At 49.7% G+C, this 23,074-nt stretch carries 4 protein-coding genes; 2 read left to right on the top strand and 2 right to left on the bottom strand.

The window, feature by feature from the left end; all coding sequences use genetic code 11:
* The first annotated feature begins 98 nt into the window (after positions 1-98).
* Complete coding sequence (locus ACZ5NB_RS13270; protein ID WP_460234874.1) at positions 99-812, top strand: transglutaminase-like cysteine peptidase; 714 nt, start codon at positions 99-101, stop codon at positions 810-812.
* A 37-nt stretch (positions 813-849) separates the two neighbouring features.
* Entirely contained in the window at positions 850-2,763 is a 1,914-nt protein-coding gene (locus ACZ5NB_RS13275; RefSeq protein ID WP_460234873.1) for a bifunctional diguanylate cyclase/phosphodiesterase, read from the top strand.
* 18 nt (positions 2,764-2,781) lie between these two features.
* On the opposite strand, the gene ACZ5NB_RS13280 is transcribed toward ACZ5NB_RS13275, so the two are convergent.
* Positions 2,782-3,126: a hypothetical protein gene (locus ACZ5NB_RS13280; protein ID WP_460234872.1), complete on the bottom strand. Its 345-nt coding sequence runs from the start codon at positions 3,124-3,126 to the stop codon at positions 2,782-2,784.
* Positions 3,127-3,189: 63 nt separating this feature from the next.
* Positions 3,190-23,022, bottom strand: coding sequence for an Ig-like domain-containing protein (locus tag ACZ5NB_RS13285; protein ID WP_464107556.1), 19,833 nt, complete (start codon positions 23,020-23,022; stop codon positions 3,190-3,192).
* Positions 23,023-23,074 lie beyond the last annotated feature (52 nt).

The following is a 23,074-nucleotide window of genomic DNA, read 5'->3' on the forward strand; positions in this document are numbered from 1 at the left end:
GTCTAACCTAAATAGATAGAGCTAAGAATGTAAGCCAGCGGATTCAGATGCAAGTGAGCGAGAAATACAGGAGACTTCAACGAGGTGACGGGGCAACTTTGTCCGCTAGCCACGCGCTGGCCGCCTTAGCTTCTCCTGCTCGGCGGTATTTCAGCACGGGGCTTGGACTACTCCTATGGGGAACGCTGTCAATCTGGGCGCTTGGGGATCAGACCTCTTCATTTGAGAAGCTTCAGCAATATGCAGCTCAGCGCTACGGGCCAGCGACCAATTTACGATTAAAGATGTGGCTTAAACTCGTCTCACAAATCGATAGCCACCCCCCTACCGAGCAGCTCCATGCCGTCAACGACTTCTTTAATAATACGTTGGCCTTCAAAACCGACCTAGAGATTTGGTCGAACGCTGACTATTGGGCCAGCCCCTTAGAATCACTTGATAAAATGCAGGGTGATTGCGAAGATTTCACCATAGCCAAATACACCACGCTGTTAGCCGCCGGCTTTGAGGCCAGTAAACTGCGCCTTGTCTATGTCCAAGCGCAGGTTGGCCCAGACCCAGAGCGCGATGTACAAGCCCATATGGTCCTTGCCTATTATCGTTCGCCCTCAGCAGAACCGTTAATTCTCGATAATTTAGTACCTCAAATTCGCTTGGCCTCTGCGAGAACAGATTTAACACCTGTATTTAGCTTTGACGCGTCGTCCATATGGGTAGCAGGGCAAAGCTCTGCCTATGACAGTTCTCAATCACGCCTATCCAAGTGGCAGTCAGTTTTACAACGTATTCGAAAGGAAGGGTTTTTAGAATGAATGTGCGGTATAAAGTCACCCTTCAAAAGGAGAGACCATGTCTTTAGGTAAACAGCTTTGGTTACTTGTCACCAGCATTATTGCCCTTTGCTTGGGCGGCAGTTTTATAATTACAACTATCTCAAGCACGTTGTATCTAGAAGCACAGCTATACGAAAAAAATGTCGACAGCGCCAACAACTTAGCCTTGATTTTAAGCACTGAAAAATTCAATCCAACCGTTGCTGAGTTGCAAATTAATTCACAATTTGACACGGGCTTTTTTCAAAGAATTACCTTAGAAGCGCCACAGGGCGGCACCATCTACGAGAGAGTCAACAACGCCAGCCAATCGAAAGCGCCGCTATGGTTTTCGCAACTTATCGACATCAACCCCAGTCAAGGCAGTGCGCACGTTAATAGTGGCTGGCGACAAATAGGAAAAGTCTCTGTCCAAAGCAACAAAGCATTTGCCTACGATCAACTTTGGAACGGAAGCATTCGCTTGCTGATTTTCTTCATTGTTATTGCGCTACTAAGCGGCGCCTGCAGCTATATTCTACTTAAAAAAGTCATTAAGCCGTTAAATGCGGTGGTCTCTCAAGCGGAAGCAATTGGAAGGCGCTGCTTTGTCACTATCCCTTTACCCAAAACGCGCGAATTCCGAGCGCTCGCACAGTCAATGAATAGCCTTTCAAACAAGGTGAAATCAATGCTGTTAGCAGAAGCAGATAGAATTCAAACTCGTTTAGCTGAAGAGGCGTTCGACCAAGAAACCGGGTTATATCGCCGCGATGCATTTTTGAGTCAAGCAAAAGCGCGAATTGGCAGAGAGGATCAAACAGCGTCTGGCCGATTCGCTATCTTCACATTGAAGAATTTGCAGGAACTTAATGCGCTATACGGAAGAGAAAAATTAGACCAACTAATACGTCAATTTGGCCAGTCAATCAACGAGCTTCTCACGGATCAACCGAATGCGCTTGGTGGAAGACTTGATGGCAGCCAATTCGCTTTATTACTCGGCAATCAAATCAATCCAACGGAAACAACAGACACGTTATTTAATCGTTTCCAACAGATTATTAATGAATCGAATTTAGCCACCAACATCATCAAAGCAGCCTCTATTGCCTACGAACCTACCTCCAATTTTATTTCGCTACTTGAAAAGCTTGAACATACTTTGAGTAACGACGGTGAGGACGACCAGCTGCTGGTGCCAACACACATTGAACCAAGTGGTCGGTCATTACCCGGTAATCTGCAGGACTGGAAAAGCATATTCGATCGAGCCTTTAAACTGCAAAAGTTTCAGCTCCACTTGTTTCCTGTCGTTGATAGCAAGCAACGCGTTCTGCACTTTGAAGCCCCCATCCGACTCCAATACGAAGACAACGAACTATTGAATGCTGGAGAATTTCTTGGCTGGGCGCAGCGCTGCGAATTACTAACCGAGCTCGATCAACACGCATTAAAACTTGCGTGCGAACGATTGAACGATGATCCCGATTGTGATCTAGGCATTAACGTAAACACGCAATTACTACATGACACTAACGCACAGCAAAAATTTATTGCGCAAATTTTAAAAAACCGCCCCTTGGCTAATAGGCTTTGGCTCGAGTTTCCTGAACAAGGCGTTTATCACTATATCGAAGAGTTCAAGAGTTTTATAAAACAACTAAAACCGTTGGGATGTCGTCTTGGTATAGAGCACGCTGGGCATGCAGCTGAGAAAATAGGTGCATTACATGATATAGGGTTAGACTATATAAAAATCGACTCTGCCTTTATCCACGATATCGACAGTAAAAGCTCATCGCAATTTTATTCTCAGGGGCTGGTAACAATCGCTCATTCCATCGGGCTGAAAATTATTGCCGAAGGCGTATCAACGCCGGAAGAAATCGATCAATTAGTCAAGCTAGGGTTTGATGGGATGACAGGTCCGGCAATAAGAAACAGCTAACATCTATTTACAAGAGATTTAAATCAGAAAATCTTCATCGTCAAGCAGATCTAGCTCTCTGTTTAGAGCGGCCCTTATATTGCGGCGATGGTTAATTTTTCGCTGGGCCTCTTCCGGTAGGTCGGTAAAGCAGATAACATTTTTACTTATTAATAAATTTATTAAATCCTCAACAACCCGTATAAAATCCAAATCGGACTCTCTCAGTTGCGAAGTGTGCTCTCCAGGCTTTGAAGACTTATTCCCCTCTAAAATCGCTTTAATATCATCATGATTCGCATCTAAGGCTTCATAACACTCAGCCGTTGCATGGCTATTGATAGCAACAATGTGACCCTCTTGATCTCTTTGAACATACAACATAAAACCCACCCTGAATCAGGCCCGGCGATCGTTTTCACCGGGCTCTCTTCAGTATAGACAGGTTTAGTCGGTTATCAGCTTGCCGTTGTTGATCAGGTCTTGGATTAACGCACTTTGGTCCGCAAAACCCGTTACTAAATCCACCCCTTCAATCACGATCTGTTGATCAACAGCATTGGAGTCAAAGCCACCGCCAAATCCGCCTTCGGTGCTTATTGAGATAACTGTATTCGCACCTTGTTGTTCAAAGTACAGGAACTCATCCAGGCTCGCTTCACTCTCACCCACGAGCAAGTCTCGCAGATCAAGCACATCCCCTCCGGCTGAAGCCGGCTGCGAATTGAAATCCAAAATAGTATCAACCGCAGGACTGCCTTCAGAACCGTTGTCAGCAAAGGACCATTTGAAAACGTCGACGCCTAAACCGCCAAGTAACTGGTCATCACCTTGACCTCCAAGCAACGTGTCATCACCGTCACCGCCCTCAAGCTGGTCGTTTCCTGCACCACCAAACAGTTGGTCATCACCTTCATTACCTTCTAAGCGATCATCACCAGCGCCACCGAATACTTGGTCATTACCGTCACCGCCCAGAGCAACATCATCGCCCTGTCCACCATCCAGTAAATCGTCACCTTCATCACCTGCTAAATGGTCCTGACCTAGACCACCTTGAAGATCATCGGCACCAGTGCCGCCAGACAGATAATCGTCGCCCAGACCGCCAACCAATATATCGAGACCTTCGCCACCTGAGATATTATCGTGGCCGTCACCACCCGATAACGTATCGTTGCCGGCATCACCGATGATCGCATCATTGTCTGAACTGCCTAAAATATTATCTACGCCCGCTGTACCGGTAATTTCATTATCGATACTGTAGATAGATAAACGTGCAGTATCTGATTGGCCATCGGAATCAGTTAGTGTGTAATCGACGAACACCGGGTCAACATTGGTTACGGGAGCAGATTGCAGCTCATCGTAGGTAATGGTTTGCAATCGAACCCATGAACCATTATCTGCCGTGATGTCTACCCGCCCAATTTGGGGGTAATCTGCCGCTGAGAGTACAAAGGGAGTACTATCAGAGTTCTCTGTACCTAATACAGTAACACCATCAAGCGCGTAAATTGTGTAGGTAACAGTTTCGCCACCACTCATGCTGGTATAGCCAAATTGAATATTTTGCACACCAAAGGGATTGCCACCACCCGATGTAAAATCGATGCTTAAGCGTTCGCCGTCATCAATTCGGTCATTGTTGGCTCCTCCCTGGATAGTTACCCCATCTACTGAGTAATTTAAACTTGCTGTACCACCTCCGCTATTAAAACCGCTAAGCGTTAAATCACTGGCGAACACATTTCCTGCACTTGTAAAAGCAACAGATTCTTCAACGGGGGCATTCGCCGGATCTGGTATGTACTGGTAGTAACCATTACTGCGCATCACGAGTATGGATCCATCACTGCTATCCGTTACCGTCGCCTGAACAATAATGTTGCCATCTATATCTTCTTCAACACTGTATACCCAAGATAACGTACCATCACTACCGCTGGCAGGCGTTGTAACATAGGGTTCTGGAGCAGGATCATAACTAACCGTCGCAAGTGTATAATCGTCACCCACGGCTGCACCCATCGTTATAGAGCCGACGTTATCAAAAGTACTTAAGTCTATAGTCCCCCCGGACGCTGTGATTGGTGAACCGTTCATTTCGACACCGTTTACATCAAACACACTGATAATCGCGTCTTCACTTCCACCTAAACCAGATGTAGTGAGTACCAAATTACTCACACCATAAGGCAATACCGAACTATCCCAGGTGATGGTGATTTGCTCGTCACTATCAATCTCATCTGCGTTCCCGCTACCATCATTGACGCCTAAACCTTGACCACCACCGGCATTATCAAACCCTAAAACGCCAACCGAAGACGTAATTGAAAAATCAGATGCGTTTATATCCGCTTGGGAATTCACCAGTACAGAATCAGAACCGCCGGATGCTGGTGGCGCCAAAGAAATAGGAAGATCTAAATCAATTGAAATACCTCGGAAACTAAACTCTGTAACGGTCGCATCGTCAACAATTTTATCGATACCCCCGCCCTGACTGGCGAACGGAGTAAAGCCCGTTCCAAAACGGGGCCCGCCGTCTGTGTCCAAACCATTAATCACATTCCCTTCAACAACCTGGCCGACATATTGATAAGTATCTAAATCATCCCTCGCGTCCGGCTTATCATCAACAATATTAATAGTCGCGGTTGCTGAAGCTGAATCGCCGTCACTATCAAGAACACTGTAATCAAAATCAAATGTCGCAGGCGCAGAACCATTAGGCGCACTGAATAGATAGGTCCCATCAGCGAAGTCAAATGTGAACGTACCAAAACCGAATCCATCGCCTGGTTGTGACGAACTCAATGTCAACTGCGAACCATTCAATGTCCCGATGCCTGCTGGCCCAGAAATACTCGTACCATTAAAGGTAAAAGTCTCAGTCCCTGAATCCAGAACAAGTGATATAGACTCAACATAGCCACCATCGGCACCAAATAAAATATTTGGAATTGAACCGTTAAAGGTAATGTTGCCACCAAAGGCGGTTGGAACCGTACTCAACAATTCAGATTCTAGTAGCGACACATCTGAAATAATCAATGCATCATCAATGGTCCCGTTCCCGGCGCCTAAGGAGTCAATATTATGGATAAAATTAAGGTCTGATAAGTCAGATGGCAAACCTGTTCCGATACCAACAGAATAGGAGTCAATAGAGTTTGCATTAACAAACGTATCGAACCCATTTCCAATTGGCGTACCATCAGCTGTAATTGCTCCATCGGAAAGGAAGTAGGATATATTTTGCACGTCGTCTGCAGGGCTTTGCGTAGACAAATCGTCCTGGAATACATTTTCAATAAGATTTAGTGCATCATTGTAGCTAGTTGAGTTGGTCAGGTTTCCGCTACCAACATCATTACCGTAAGCAGTTTGTGTATTATCAGTGATTGCTGTTATTGCTGCTTCAGCTGAAGCAAAATCGCTATAGGTTCCCAACTCATGAGCGCCGTCTGCGAACAGCACAACAGTTAAATTTACTTGTGTTGATTGATTAAAATATTCGTCCGCTAGTGCAACCAATGCTTCTTTTGCAAGCTCGAGTCGAGATTGACCAGTAGTACCGACTGTTGCATTCATACTAGTAGAAACGTCCAAAGTAAAAACAAGATTAAACACCTGTTCTTCGGATTCAGGAATATCTTCTGACAAGTTATTGGCAATTGGCATATCATCGATAATTGAAATTGTCAAATTATCGGTGTAAGTCAGAGAGCCACTGGTAATTTGATACGTAAACTGTTCAGTAACATCATTACCCGAACCATCTGTAGCCTCTAGTTGGTAATCATAATCTCCCGTCGCGCGACCATTTGAATTATCGGCATATACGGTCAGAACACCTAATGGCGTATCGACTGTAATAATGCCGCCAACTTCACTATAAGTCGTACCGTTAAAATCGATACTATCAATAGCCGAGGTTGGAATAGCGTCGTTATCTAACAAATTACCAGTAGCTAGAGCGGATCCTGAACTGGTACCACCCGATAACCCGCCTTCGTAAACCGTATTGACATCAGCGTTTGTCGTTCCAACGTCAATCGTTGTGGTTCCAACTGTGGTGATATCACCATCGCTAACAGTGTAAGTAAAATCGTCAGTGCCTTGAGTTGAGCCCGCATCAAAAACGAGTGATGTTAATTCAGCTAAGGTAAGCACTTGCCCATTAGTAACGGGCGTAACACCATCAGCCATCATCACTGAACCAATTCCTGTTGGCAGGCCAGTAACGGTGATGACCAACGTGCTATCGTCATTATCGAAATCTGTTGGCGCTGTAATATTTAAGCCGTTGTCATTACTACTTTGAATGGTGAAGACATCATTGTCGGTTGTTACCGGCGCATCGTTAACCGCAACCACGGAAAGCGTTCCTGCATCACTGGCAAAGACATTATTGTAGTCTTGATCATAGGCCGTCACCGTGACTGTTCGCCCGGCAGTACTGGGGTTTTCAGAACTATTCTCGTAGGAGATGCTATTTAGTACCGCGAGATATTCGTTGATATCTGCACCACCAGTTAAGGTTAACGACCAGGTGTTGCCATCAGTTGCAGCACTTGCATTGACAGATGTCCCCGAAGTGAGGTAGCTAAGAACATCCTGCGACGGGATGTACCCAGACAATTCCACGACAACCGACGACAAGCTAGTGCTATCTGCATCAGTGATCGAAACACCAGACAGAAGCTGAACTGCACTGTCGTTTTCTGTGTAGCTAGTGTTGGGGACGTTAATAACATCCGGACCAACAACCAGCGAGTTTGTCACCTCAATCGAAACGGTCGCTGTACTAGTTTCACCATCTAAATCCGTTAGCGTGTAGGTAAACGTTTCCGTGCCGACAAAACCAGAAGCCGGAGTGTAATCAAAGGTACCGTCACCGTTGTTAACGACAGTCCCGCTCACACCAGTTGTATCAACCGAAGAAATGGTTGCGTTGTCAATTAGCTGGTCATTACTTAATACGTTACCTGTTGTGAATGCAGTATTTGGCGTCGTTGCAAATGAATCATCGGTAGCAACCGGTGCACCGTTGTTTGCGTCGATGGTTCCAATACCTTGAATGCCATCAGTTGTTACATGTGCACTCGCATCATAATTAACGGTTTGATTAAAGTTCGACAAATCGACAGAGAAGGTTTCGTCACCTTCAAAATTGTTTGCATCACTATTAATAGTGATCGAGATTGTCGTTGAACTTGAGTTAGCTAGAATTGTTGCCGAACCACCACTAACGCCAACGTAATCCGCCCCGGCAAGCGCACTAATGTCTGCTGTGTCGTAATCAAACGTCAAATCACTGGCAAGCAATTCGTCTACTGACACGGTGAACACCAGAGTGGTGGTGCCCGAACTGGGCTCTTGAACAGCTACATCAGTAATACTCACAGTAGGAATAGTTGTGACATTAATCGTGGTTGTGGCGACATTGCTATCCGCGTCACCATCATTCACGATAACCGACACGTCTCGCGTTGCCGCTGTAGACGAACCGTCATTGGTATACTGAATAGCGCGAATTGCCGTTTGGTAGTCAGCCAGCGAAGCAGACCCGATTAGCGTGATTTCTCCGGTCGTTGGGTTATATGCGGAGGCTGAAATACCGCTTGGTAACGAACCTACGATTAACAGATCACCAGCTTCAACACTTTGAACGGTAATAGTCGCACTTTCTATTTGGGTATCATCGACATCCGAAATAGCAATATCAACATCAGCAATAAACGCTGGCGAACCACCCTCCGTAAATGAAGTAACGAAATCAGAGCCTGTTGCTGTGCTGTTATTTGCATCGAGATCTAGAATAGGCGCATCGTTAATACGAATAACAGTGCTGGTATCACTATCGCTGGCCGTGTTCGTACCGTCACTCGCTTCAACTTCAATCGTCAGTGACGTCAGACTCAAGACATCATCATTAATTGCCGCGACACCCGCTGCGGTCAATTCAACATCGGTGCCATTCAGAACAAAGTAATTGTCGCCGTTGTTGAGTAATTGATAGGTCAGTGCATCGCCATCAGGATCCGCTGCCGTGAATGAAGCAATGACATCACCTACCGCCACACTTTCTTCCGTCACATCACTCGCCGTGACGGTGATGGTTGGGGCGTTATCGTTTACGCGGGTGACGGTTGAGGTATCACTATCGCTCGCGGTGTTCGTGCCGTCACTGGCTTCAACTTCAATGGTTAAACTGGTGAGATTCAATACGTCATCATTAATCGCGTTAACACCGTCGGCAGTCAATTCGACATCGGTGCCGTTGAGAACAAAGTAATTGTCACTGTTATTGAGCAGTTGGTAAGTCAGTGCATCGCCATCAGGATCCGCTGCCGTGAATGAAGCAATGACATCGCCTACCGCCACACTTTCTTCCGTGACATCACTCGCGGTGACGGTGATCGTTGGCGTGTTGTCGTTTACCCGGGTGACGGTTGAGGTATCGCTATCGCTCGCGGTGTTCGTACCGTCACTGGCTTCAACTTCAATCGTCAGTGACGTCAAGTTCAAGACATCGTCATTAATCGCGGCCACACCCGCTGCGGTCAATTCGACATCGGTGCCGTTGAGGACAAAGTAATTGTCACTGTTATTGAGCAGTTGGTAAGTCAGTGCATCGCCGTCAGGATCCGCTGCCGTGAACGAGGCAATGACATCGCCAACAGCGACGCTTTCTTCCGTCACATCACTCGCCGTGACGGTGATGGTTGGGGCGTTATCGTTTACGCGGGTGACGGTTGAGGTATCACTATCGCTGGCCGTGTTCGTACCGTCACTCGCTTCAACTTCAATCGTCAGTGACGTCAGACTCAAGACATCATCATTAATTGCCGCGACACCCGCTGCGGTCAATTCAACATCGGTGCCATTCAGAACAAAGTAATTGTCGCCGTTGTTGAGTAATTGATAGGTCAGTGCATCACCGTCAGGATCCGCTGCCGTGAACGAGGCAATGACATCGCCTACCGCGACACTTTCTTCCGTCACATCACTCGCCGTGACGGTGATGGTTGGGGCGTTGTCGTTCACGCGGGTAACGGTTGACGTATCCGAATCGCTCGCGGTGTTGGTACCGTCACTCGCTTCAACTTCGATCGTCAGTGACGTCAGACTCAAGACATCATCATTAATTGCCGCGACACCCGCTGCGGTCAATTCGACATCGGTGCCGTTGAGAACAAAGTAATTGTCACTGTTATTGAGCAGTTGGTAAGTCAGTGCATCGCCATCCGGATCCGCGGCCGTAAACGAGGCAATCACATCGCCAACGGCGACGCTTTCTTCCGTCACATCACTCGCCGTGACGGTGATGGTTGGGGCGTTATCGTTTACGCGGGTGACGGTTGAGGTATCACTATCGCTCGCGGTGTTCGTACCGTCACTGGCTTCAACTTCAATCGTCAGTGACGTCAAGTTCAAGACATCGTCATTAATCGCGGCCACACCCGCTGCGGTCAATTCGACATCGGTGCCGTTGAGAACAAAGTAATTGTCACTGTTATTGAGCAGTTGGTAAGTCAGTGCATCGCCATCCGGATCCGCGGCCGTAAACGAGGCAATCACATCGCCAACAGCGATGCTTTCTTCCGTCACATCACTCGCCGTGACGGTGATGGTTGGGGCGTTATCGTTTACGCGGGTGACGGTTGAGGTATCACTATCGCTCGCGGTGTTCGTGCCGTCACTGGCTTCAACTTCAATGGTCAGTGACGTCAAGTTCAAGACATCGTCATTAATCGCGGCCACACCCGCTGCGGTCAATTCGACATCGGTGCCGTTGAGGACAAAGTAATTGTCACTGTTATTGAGCAGTTGGTAAGTCAGTGCATCGCCGTCAGGATCCGCTGCCGTGAACGAGGCAATGACATCGCCAACAGCGACGCTTTCTTCCGTCACATCACTCGCCGTGACGGTGATGGTTGGGGCGTTATCGTTTACGCGGGTGACGGTTGAGGTATCACTATCGCTGGCCGTGTTCGTACCGTCACTCGCTTCAACTTCAATCGTCAGTGACGTCAGACTCAAGACATCATCATTAATTGCCGCGACACCCGCTGCGGTCAATTCAACATCGGTGCCATTCAGAACAAAGTAATTGTCGCCGTTGTTGAGTAATTGATAGGTCAGTGCATCACCGTCAGGATCCGCTGCCGTGAACGAGGCAATGACATCGCCTACCGCGACACTTTCTTCCGTCACATCACTCGCCGTGACGGTGATGGTTGGGGCGTTGTCGTTCACGCGGGTAACGGTTGAGGTATCACTATCGCTCGCGGTGTTCGTGCCGTCACTGGCTTCAACTTCAATGGTTAAACTGGTGAGATTCAATACGTCATCATTAATCGCGTTAACACCGTCGGCAGTCAATTCGACATCGGTGCCGTTGAGAACAAAGTAATTGTCACTGTTATTGAGCAGTTGGTAAGTCAGCGCATCACCGTCAGGATCCGCGGCTGTGAACGTGGCAATCACATCGCCTACCGCCACACTTTCTTCCGTCACATCACTCGCCGTGACGGTGATGGTTGGCGCGTTGTCATTCACGCGGGTGACGTTGGACGTATCCGAATCGCTCGCGGTGTTGGTACCATCACTCGCTTCAACTTCGATCGTCAGTGACGTTAAGTTCAAGACATCGTCATTAATCGCGTCGACACCGTCGGCAGTCAATTCGACATCGGTACCATTCAGAACAAAGTAATTGTCGCCGTTGTTGAGTAATTGATAGGTCAGTGCATCACCGTCAGGATCCGCTGCCGTGAACGAGGCAATGACATCGCCTACCGCGACACTTTCTTCCGTCACATCACTCGCCGTGACGGTGATGGTTGGGGCGTTATCGTTTACGCGGGTGACGGTTGAGGTATCACTATCGCTCGCGGTGTTCGTACCGTCACTGGCTTCAACTTCAATCGTCAGTGACGTCAAGTTCAAGACATCGTCATTAATCGCGGCCACACCCGCTGCGGTCAATTCGACATCGGTGCCGTTGAGGACAAAGTAATTGTCACTGTTATTGAGCAGTTGGTAAGTCAGTGCATCGCCGTCAGGATCCGCGGCCGTGAACGAGGCAATGACATCGCCAACAGCGACGCTTTCTTCCGTCACATCACTCGCCGTGACGGTGATGGTTGGGGCGTTATCGTTTACGCGGGTGACGGTTGAGGTATCACTATCGCTGGCCGTGTTCGTACCGTCACTCGCTTCAACTTCAATCGTCAGTGACGTCAGACTCAAGACATCATCATTAATTGCCGCGACACCCGCTGCGGTCAATTCAACATCGGTGCCATTCAGAACAAAGTACCCATCCGTATTGTTGAGGAGCTGATACGTGAGTGCATCACCGTCAGGATCCGCTGCCGTGAATGAAGCAATGACATCGCCTACCGCCACACTTTCTTCCGTCACATCACTCGCCGTGACGGTGATGGTTGGGGCGTTATCGTTTACGCGGGTGACGGTTGAGGTATCACTATCGCTCGCGGTGTTCGTGCCGTCACTGGCTTCAACTTCAATGGTTAAACTGGTGAGATTCAATACGTCATCATTAATCGCGTTAACACCGTCGGCAGTCAATTCGACATCGGTGCCGTTGAGAACAAAGTAATTGTCACTGTTATTGAGCAGTTGGTAAGTCAGCGCATCACCGTCAGGATCCGCGGCTGTGAACGTGGCAATCACATCGCCTACCGCCACACTTTCTTCCGTCACATCACTCGCCGTGACGGTGATGGTTGGCGCGTTGTCATTCACGCGGGTGACGTTGGACGTATCCGAATCGCTCGCGGTGTTGGTACCATCACTCGCTTCAACTTCGATCGTCAGTGACGTTAAGTTCAAGACATCGTCATTAATTGCCGCGACACCCGCTGCGGTCAATTCGACATCGGTGCCGTTGAGAACAAAGTAATTGTCACTGTTATTGAGCAGTTGGTAAGTCAGTGCATCGCCATCCGGATCCGCGGCCGTAAACGAGGCAATCACATCGCCAACGGCGACGCTTTCTTCCGTCACATCACTCGCCGTGACGGTGATGGTTGGGGCGTTATCGTTTACGCGGGTGACGGTTGAGGTATCACTATCGCTCGCGGTGTTCGTACCGTCACTGGCTTCAACTTCAATCGTCAGTGACGTCAAGTTCAAGACATCGTCATTAATCGCGGCCACACCCGCTGCGGTCAATTCGACATCGGTGCCGTTGAGAACAAAGTAATTGTCACTGTTATTGAGCAGTTGGTAAGTCAGTGCATCGCCATCCGGATCCGCGGCCGTAAACGAGGCAATCACATCGCCAACAGCGACGCTTTCTTCCGTCACATCGGTAGCAGTGACAGTGATGGTTGGGGCATTATCGTTTACGCGGGTGACGTTGGACGTATCCGAATCGCTCGCGGTGTTGGTACCGTCACTCGCTTCAACTTCAATCGTCAGTGACGTCAGACTCAAGACATCATCATTAATTGCCGCGACACCCGCTGCGGTCAATTCAACATCGGTGCCATTCAGAACAAAGTACCCATCCGTATTGTTGAGGAGCTGATACGTGAGTGCATCACCGTCAGGATCCGCTGCCGTGAATGAAGCAATGACATCGCCTACCGCCACACTTTCTTCCGTCACATCACTCGCCGTGACGGTGATGGTTGGGGCGTTATCGTTTACGCGGGTGACGGTTGAGGTATCACTATCGCTCGCGGTGTTCGTGCCGTCACTGGCTTCAACTTCAATGGTTAAACTGGTGAGATTCAATACGTCATCATTAATCGCGTTAACACCGTCGGCAGTCAATTCGACATCGGTGCCGTTGAGAACAAAGTAATTGTCACTGTTATTGAGCAGTTGGTAAGTCAGCGCATCACCGTCAGGATCCGCGGCTGTGAACGTGGCAATCACATCGCCTACCGCCACACTTTCTTCCGTCACATCACTCGCCGTGACGGTGATGGTTGGCGCGTTGTCATTCACGCGGGTGACGTTGGACGTATCCGAATCGCTCGCGGTGTTGGTACCATCACTCGCTTCAACTTCGATCGTCAGTGACGTTAAGTTCAAGACATCGTCATTAATCGCGTCGACACCGTCGGCAGTCAATTCGACATCGGTACCATTCAGAACAAAGTAATTGTCGCCGTTGTTGAGTAATTGATAGGTCAGTGCATCACCGTCAGGATCCGCTGCCGTGAACGAGGCAATGACATCGCCTACCGCGACACTTTCTTCCGTCACATCACTCGCCGTGACGGTGATGGTTGGGGCGTTATCGTTTACGCGGGTGACGGTTGAGGTATCACTATCGCTGGCCGTGTTCGTACCGTCACTCGCTTCAACTTCGATGGTTAAACTGGTGAGGTTCAAGACATCGTCATTAATCGCGTCGACGCCCGCTGCCGTGAGTTCTACGTCGGTGCCGTTCAATACAAAGTAATTGTCACCGTTGTTGAGCAGTTGGTAAGTCAGTGCATCACCATCCGGATCCGCCGCGGTAAACGAGGCAATCACATCACCTACCGCCACACTTTCTTCCGTCACATCGGAGGCGGTCACGGTGATAGTCGGTGCGTTGTCGTTTACGCGGGTAACGTTAGACGTATCCGAATCGCTCGTGGTGTTGGTACCATCACTCGCTTCAACTTCAATCGTCAGTGACGTTAAGTTCAAGACATCATCATTAATTGCCGCGACACCCGCTGCGGTCAATTCAACATCGGTGCCATTCAGAACAAAGTACCCATCCGTATTGTTGAGGAGCTGATACGTGAGTGCATCACCGTCAGGATCCGCTGCCGTGAATGAAGCAATGACATCACCTACCGCCACACTTTCTTCCGTCACATCACTCGCCGTGACGGTGATGGTTGGGGCGTTATCGTTTACGCGGGTGACGGTTGAGGTATCACTATCGCTCGCGGTGTTCGTGCCGTCACTGGCTTCAACTTCAATGGTTAAACTGGTGAGATTCAATACGTCATCATTAATCGCGTTAACACCGTCGGCAGTCAATTCGACATCGGTGCCGTTGAGAACAAAGTAATTGTCACTGTTATTGAGCAGTTGGTAAGTCAGCGCATCACCGTCAGGATCCGCGGCTGTGAACGTGGCAATCACATCGCCTACCGCCACACTTTCTTCCGTCACATCACTCGCCGTGACGGTGATGGTTGGCGCGTTGTCATTCACGCGGGTGACGTTGGACGTATCCGAATCGCTCGCGGTGTTGGTACCATCACTCGCTTCAACTTCGATCGTCAGTGACGTTAAGTTCAAGACATCGTCATTAATCGCGTCGACACCGTCGGCAGTCAATTCGACATCGGTACCATTCAGAACAAAGTAATTGTCGCCGTTGTTGAGTAATTGATAGGTCAGTGCATCACCGTCAGGATCCGCTGCCGTGAATGAAGCAATGACATCACCTACCGCCACACTTTCTTCCGTCACATCACTCGCCGTGACGGTGATGGTTGGGGCGTTATCGTTTACGCGGGTGACGGTTGAGGTATCACTATCGCTCGCGGTGTTCGTGCCGTCACTGGCTTCAACTTCAATGGTTAAACTGGTGAGATTCAATACGTCATCATTAATCGCGTTAACACCGTCGGCAGTCAATTCGACATCGGTGCCGTTGAGAACAAAGTAATTGTCACTGTTATTGAGCAGTTGGTAAGTCAGCGCATCACCGTCAGGATCCGCGGCTGTGAACGTGGCAATCACATCGCCTACCGCCACACTTTCTTCCGTCACATCACTCGCCGTGACGGTGATGGTTGGCGCGTTGTCATTCACGCGGGTGACGTTGGACGTATCCGAATCGCTCGCGGTGTTGGTACCATCACTCGCTTCAACTTCGATCGTCAGTGACGTTAAGTTCAAGACATCGTCATTAATCGCGTCGACACCGTCGGCAGTCAATTCGACATCGGTACCATTCAGAACAAAGTAATTGTCGCCGTTGTTGAGTAATTGATAGGTCAGTGCATCACCGTCAGGATCCGCTGCCGTGAACGAGGCAATGACATCGCCTACCGCGACACTTTCTTCCGTCACATCACTCGCCGTGACGGTGATGGTTGGGGCGTTATCGTTTACGCGGGTGACGGTTGAGGTATCACTATCGCTGGCCGTGTTCGTACCGTCACTCGCTTCAACTTCAATCGTCAGTGACGTCAGACTCAAGACATCATCATTAATTGCCGCGACACCCGCTGCGGTCAATTCAACATCGGTGCCGTTGAGAACAAAGTAATTGTCACTGTTATTGAGCAGTTGGTAAGTCAGTGCATCGCCATCCGGATCCGCGGCCGTAAACGAGGCAATCACATCGCCAACAGCGACGCTTTCTTCCGTCACATCGGTAGCAGTGACAGTGATGGTTGGGGCATTATCGTTTACGCGGGTGACGTTGGACGTATCCGAATCGCTCGCGGTGTTGGTACCGTCACTCGCTTCAACTTCAATCGTCAGTGACGTCAGACTCAAGACATCATCATTAATTGCCGCGACACCCGCTGCGGTCAATTCAACATCGGTGCCATTCAGAACAAAGTACCCATCCGTATTGTTGAGCAACTGATACGTGAGCGCATCACCGTCCGGATCCGCCGCCGTGAACGAGGCAATGACATCGCCTACCGCGACACTTTCTTCCGTCACATCACTCGCCGTGACGGTGATGGTTGGGGCGTTGTCGTTCACGCGGGTAACGGTTGACGTATCCGAATCGCTCGCGGTGTTGGTACCGTCACTCGCTTCAACTTCGATCGTCAGTGACGTTAAGTTCAAGACATCATCATTAATTGCCGCGACACCCGCTGCGGTCAATTCAACATCGGTGCCATTCAGAACAAAGTACCCATCCGTATTGTTGAGGAGCTGATACGTGAGTGCATCACCGTCAGGATCGGTGGCCGTGAATGAGGCAATCACATCGCCCACCGCCACACTTTCTTCCGTGACATCACTCGCGGTCACGGTGATCGTTGGGGCGTTATCGTTCACGCGGGTGACGGTTGAGGTATCACTATCGCTGGCGGTGTTCGTACCGTCACTGGCTTCAACTTCGATGGTTAAACTGGTGAGATTCAAGACATCATCATTAATCGCGGCGACGCCCGCTGCGGTCAATTCAACGTCGGTGCCGTTCAATACAAAGTAATTGTCGCTGTTATTGAGCAGTTGGTAAGTCAGGGCATCACCGTCAGGATCGGTAGCCGAGAACGAGGCAATCACATCGCCAACAGCGACGCTTTCTTCGGTCACATCACTCGCGGTGACGGTGATCGTTGGCGCGTTATCGTTCACACGGGTAACGTTGGACGTATCCGAATCGCTGGCGGTGTTGGTACCATCACTCGCTTCAACTTCTATACTGAGGGACGTTAAGTTTAGGCTGTCATCATTAATCGCCGCGACGCCATTCGCTGTCAGCTCGACGTCCGTACCATTCAGAACAAAGTACCCATCCGTATTGTTGAGTAATTGATAGGTCAGTGCATCGCCATCAGGATCCGCTGCCGTGAATGAAGCAATGACATCACCTACCGCCACACTTTCTTCCGTCACATCGGAGGCGGTCACGGTGATGGTTGGCGCGTTGTCGTTCACGCGGGTAACGGTTGAGGTATCCGAATCGCTCGCGGTGTTCGTGCCGTCACTGGCTTCAACTTCAATGGTTAAACTGGTGAGATTCAATACGTCATCATTAATCGCGTTAACACCGTCGGCAGTCAATTCGACATCGGTGCCGTTAAGAACAAAGTACCCATCCGTATTATTGAGGAGCTGATACGTGAGGGCATCACCGTCAGGATCGGTAGCCGTGAACGAGGCAATGACATCACCTACCGCCACACTTTCTTCCGTCACATCGGAGGCGGTGACGGTGATCGTTGGTGCGTTGTCATTCACGCGGGTAACGGTTGAGGTATCGCTATCGCTGGCCGTATTCGTACCGTCACTGGCTTCAACTTCAATGGTTAAACTGGTGAGATTCAATACGTCATCATTAATCGCGTTAACACCGTCGGCAGTCAATTCAACATCGGTGCCGTTAAGAACAAAGTACCCATCCGTATTGTTGAGCAGCTGATACGTGAGGGCATCACCATCCGGATCCGCGGCCGTGAACGAGGCAATCACATCGCCAACAGCGACGCTTTCTTCCGTCACATCACTCGCGGTGACGGTGATCGTCGGGGCGTTGTCGTTCACCCGCGTGACGTTGGATGTGTCCGAATCACTGGCCGTGTTGGTGCCGTCACTCGCTTCAACTTCGATGGTTAAACTGGTGAGGTTCAAGACATCGTCATTAATCGCGTCGACACCGTCGGCAGTCAATTCGACATCGGTACCATTCAGAACAAAGTAATTGTCGCCGTTGTTGAGTAATTGATAGGTCAGTGCATCACCGTCAGGATCCGCTGCCGTGAACGAGGCAATGACATCGCCTACCGCGACACTTTCTTCCGTCACATCACTCGCCGTGACGGTGATGGTTGGGGCGTTATCGTTTACGCGGGTGACGGTTGAGGTATCACTATCGCTGGCCGTGTTCGTACCGTCACTCGCTTCAACTTCAATCGTCAGTGACGTCAGACTCAAGACATCATCATTAATTGCCGCGACACCCGCTGCGGTCAATTCAACATCGGTGCCGTTGAGAACAAAGTAATTGTCACTGTTATTGAGCAGTTGGTAAGTCAGTGCATCGCCATCCGGATCCGCGGCCGTAAACGAGGCAATCACATCGCCAACAGCGACGCTTTCTTCCGTCACATCGGTAGCAGTGACAGTGATGGTTGGGGCATTATCGTTTACGCGGGTGACGTTGGACGTATCCGAATCGCTCGCGGTGTTGGTACCGTCACTCGCTTCAACTTCAATCGTCAGTGACGTCAGACTCAAGACATCATCATTAATTGCCGCGACACCCGCTGCGGTCAATTCAACATCGGTGCCATTCAGAACAAAGTACCCATCCGTATTGTTGAGCAACTGATACGTGAGCGCATCACCGTCCGGATCCGCCGCCGTGAACGAGGCAATGACATCGCCTACCGCGACACTTTCTTCCGTCACATCACTCGCCGTGACGGTGATGGTTGGGGCGTTGTCGTTCACGCGGGTAACGGTTGACGTATCCGAATCGCTCGCGGTGTTGGTACCGTCACTCGCTTCAACTTCGATCGTCAGTGACGTTAAGTTCAAGACATCATCATTAATTGCCGCGACACCCGCTGCGGTCAATTCAACATCGGTGCCATTCAGAACAAAGTACCCATCCGTATTGTTGAGGAGCTGATACGTGAGTGCATCACCGTCAGGATCGGTGGCCGTGAATGAGGCAATCACATCGCCCACCGCCACACTTTCTTCCGTGACATCACTCGCGGTCACGGTGATCGTTGGGGCGTTATCGTTCACGCGGGTGACGGTTGAGGTATCACTATCGCTGGCGGTGTTCGTACCGTCACTGGCTTCAACTTCGATGGTTAAACTGGTGAGATTCAAGACATCATCATTAATCGCGGCGACGCCCGCTGCGGTCAATTCAACGTCGGTGCCGTTCAATACAAAGTAATTGTCGCTGTTATTGAGCAGTTGGTAAGTCAGGGCATCACCGTCAGGATCGGTAGCCGAGAACGAGGCAATCACATCGCCAACAGCGACGCTTTCTTCGGTCACATCACTCGCGGTGACGGTGATCGTTGGCGCGTTATCGTTCACACGGGTAACGTTGGACGTATCCGAATCGCTGGCGGTGTTGGTACCATCACTCGCTTCAACTTCTATACTGAGGGACGTTAAGTTTAGGCTGTCATCATTAATCGCCGCGACGCCATTCGCTGTCAGCTCGACGTCCGTACCATTCAGAACAAAGTACCCATCCGTATTGTTGAGTAATTGATAGGTCAGTGCATCGCCATCAGGATCCGCTGCCGTGAATGAAGCAATGACATCACCTACCGCCACACTTTCTTCCGTCACATCGGAGGCGGTCACGGTGATGGTTGGCGCGTTGTCGTTCACGCGGGTAACGGTTGAGGTATCCGAATCGCTCGCGGTGTTCGTGCCGTCACTGGCTTCAACTTCAATGGTTAAACTGGTGAGATTCAATACGTCATCATTAATCGCGTTAACACCGTCGGCAGTCAATTCGACATCGGTGCCGTTAAGAACAAAGTACCCATCCGTATTATTGAGGAGCTGATACGTGAGGGCATCACCGTCAGGATCGGTAGCCGTGAACGAGGCAATGACATCACCTACCGCCACACTTTCTTCCGTCACATCGGAGGCGGTGACGGTGATCGTTGGTGCGTTGTCATTCACGCGGGTAACGGTTGAGGTATCGCTATCGCTGGCCGTATTCGTACCGTCACTGGCTTCAACTTCAATGGTTAAACTGGTGAGATTCAATACGTCATCATTAATCGCGTTAACACCGTCGGCAGTCAATTCAACATCGGTGCCGTTAAGAACAAAGTACCCATCCGTATTGTTGAGCAGCTGATACGTGAGGGCATCACCATCCGGATCCGCGGCCGTGAACGAGGCAATCACATCGCCAACAGCGACGCTTTCTTCCGTCACATCACTCGCGGTGACGGTGATCGTCGGGGCGTTGTCGTTCACCCGCGTGACGTTGGATGTGTCCGAATCACTGGCCGTGTTGGTGCCGTCACTCGCTTCAACTTCGATGGTTAAACTGGTGAGGTTCAAGACATCGTCATTAATCGCGTCGACACCGTCGGCAGTCAATTCGACATCGGTACCATTCAGAACAAAGTAATTGTCGCCGTTGTTGAGTAATTGATAGGTCAGTGCATCACCGTCAGGATCCGCTGCCGTGAATGAAGCAATGACATCACCTACCGCCACACTTTCTTCCGTCACATCACTCGCCGTGACGGTGATGGTTGGGGCGTTATCGTTTACGCGGGTGACGGTTGAGGTATCACTATCGCTCGCGGTGTTCGTGCCGTCACTGGCTTCAACTTCAATGGTTAAACTGGTGAGATTCAATACGTCATCATTAATCGCGTTAACACCGTCGGCAGTCAATTCAACATCGGTGCCGTTAAGAACAAAGTACCCATCCGTATTGTTGAGCAGCTGATACGTGAGGGCATCTCCATCCGGATCCGCGGCCGTGAACGAGGCAATCACATCGCCAACAGCGACGCTTTCTTCCGTCACATCACTCGCGGTGACGGTGATCGTCGGGGCGTTGTCATTCACGCGGGTAACGGTTGAGGTATCCGAATCGCTCGCGGTGTTGGTACCATCACTCGCTTCAACTTCGATGGTTAAACTGGTGAGGTTCAAGACATCGTCATTAATCGCGTCGACACCGTCGGCAGTCAATTCGACATCGGTACCATTCAGAACAAAGTACCCATCCGTATTGTTGAGCAGCTGATACGTGAGGGCATCACCGTCAGGATCGGTAGCCGTGAACGAGGCAATGACATCACCTACCGCCACGCTTTCTTCCGTCACATCGGAGGCGGTCACGGTGATCGTTGGGGCGTTATCGTTCACGCGGGTGACGATTGAGGTATCCGAATCGCTCGCGGTATTGGTACCGTCACTGGCTTCAACTTCAATGGTTAAACTGGTGAGATTTAGCACATCATCATTAATCGCGTTGACGCCCGCTGCGGTCAATTCGACGTTCGTACCGTTCAATACAAAGTAATTGTCACTGTTATTTAACAGTTGGTAGGTCAGTGCATCGCCATCAGGATCGGTGGCCGTGAACGACGCAATGACATCACCGGCGGCGACACTTTCTTCGGTCACATCAATCGCGGTCACGGTGATAGTCGGGCCATTCTCGCTGGCATCTTGAATATTCACGATGATATTTTGCGATGAAGAAAGACTTCCTTCACCGTCGTCAGTCGCGGTTACTATTACATCAAAAGGACCTGGATCTGTTTCAAAATCTGGTGGAGAGATAAAACGTAGGTTACCGGAGGTATCGATTTCAAATAGGGCAGCGTCGGCCCCGCTTAACGAGTATGTGATGTTGTCACCTTCTGCATCAGTAGCAGCATAATTTCCAACTGACACAGTATTCTCGGTTACATCAACGGTGACATCGGTACCTAGTAGCGGCGCGGTATTTTCAGTAACGTTAGTAACATTGACGGTGATATTTTGGGTAGCGCTAAGGTTTCCTTCCCCATCATCAGTGGCGGTAATGGTGACATCAAAAGGACCGGGATTAGATTCAAAATCCGGCGCGGTAATAAAACTTAAGTTGCCGTTCGAATCAATTTGGAACAATGCTGCGTCAGCACCACCGAGCGTGTATGTAATGTTGTCGCCATCAGCATCTGTAGCGGCGTAATTTCCAACAAAACTCGAATTCTCCGGTACGTCGGCAATTGCGTCCGAGCCCAAGACGGGAGCTGTATTTTCAATGACATTGGTGACGTTGACGGTGATGTTTTGAGAGGCCGTTAAATTCCCCTCGCCATCATCCTTGGCTATGATTGTGACATCGAAAGGTCCGGGGTTGGATTCAAAATCTGGCGCAGTTATAAAACTGAGGCTGCCTGAGGCATCAATTTGGAATAGCGCCGCATCGGCACCTGACAAGCTATAAATGATGGTGTCTGAGTCGACATCTGTTGCCGGGAAGCTACCAACTCCCAATGTATTTTCGACGACATCTACTGACGTATCTGCTCCAAGTATTGGATTTGAATTACCTGGGGGAGTTGTTGGTGGCGTCGCTGTATCTTCAGAATTTGCCTCTCCACCCTGCACCGCATCAGTATCAAGGATAGGCGCAACCGTTGTGTCATTTTCACTCAAGTTGAGGGAAGTCGTTTCTAAAGTCTCCAAAATCCGAGACAAACGCAAGAAACTGTGACCTTCGCTCGCAGCACCGCCGCCTGCTGCGGTATCAGCCAATACCTGATTTAGGTCTTCGTTAGATTCTAGCGCCTGAAGCACAGTCTCGATTGTTGACTCAGCGACCTCGCTATCTTGCCGGTCCGATGCAGACTGAGATGACATATCTTCACTGACAGTAACTTCTTGCGCTTCTTGAAGGGCGATAGCCTCGCCATCGGCAGTCTCTAACTCCACAGAGCTACCCGCTTCGGTAACGATTACGTCCCCTTTTCGCAATATATCGCCGACAGCAAGTTCCCGGGTTTTCCCATTCTCGTCTTTTACAAATGCTCGTCCGGTGATTGCGGTTACTGTCGCGATTGCTGCTAAATCTGCCATCTGTGATTCCTAGAGAGTTTTCGAGTTGTAGCAGATTCTACCGCTCGAGCCC

Source organism: Aurantivibrio plasticivorans (genome assembly GCF_055392955.1).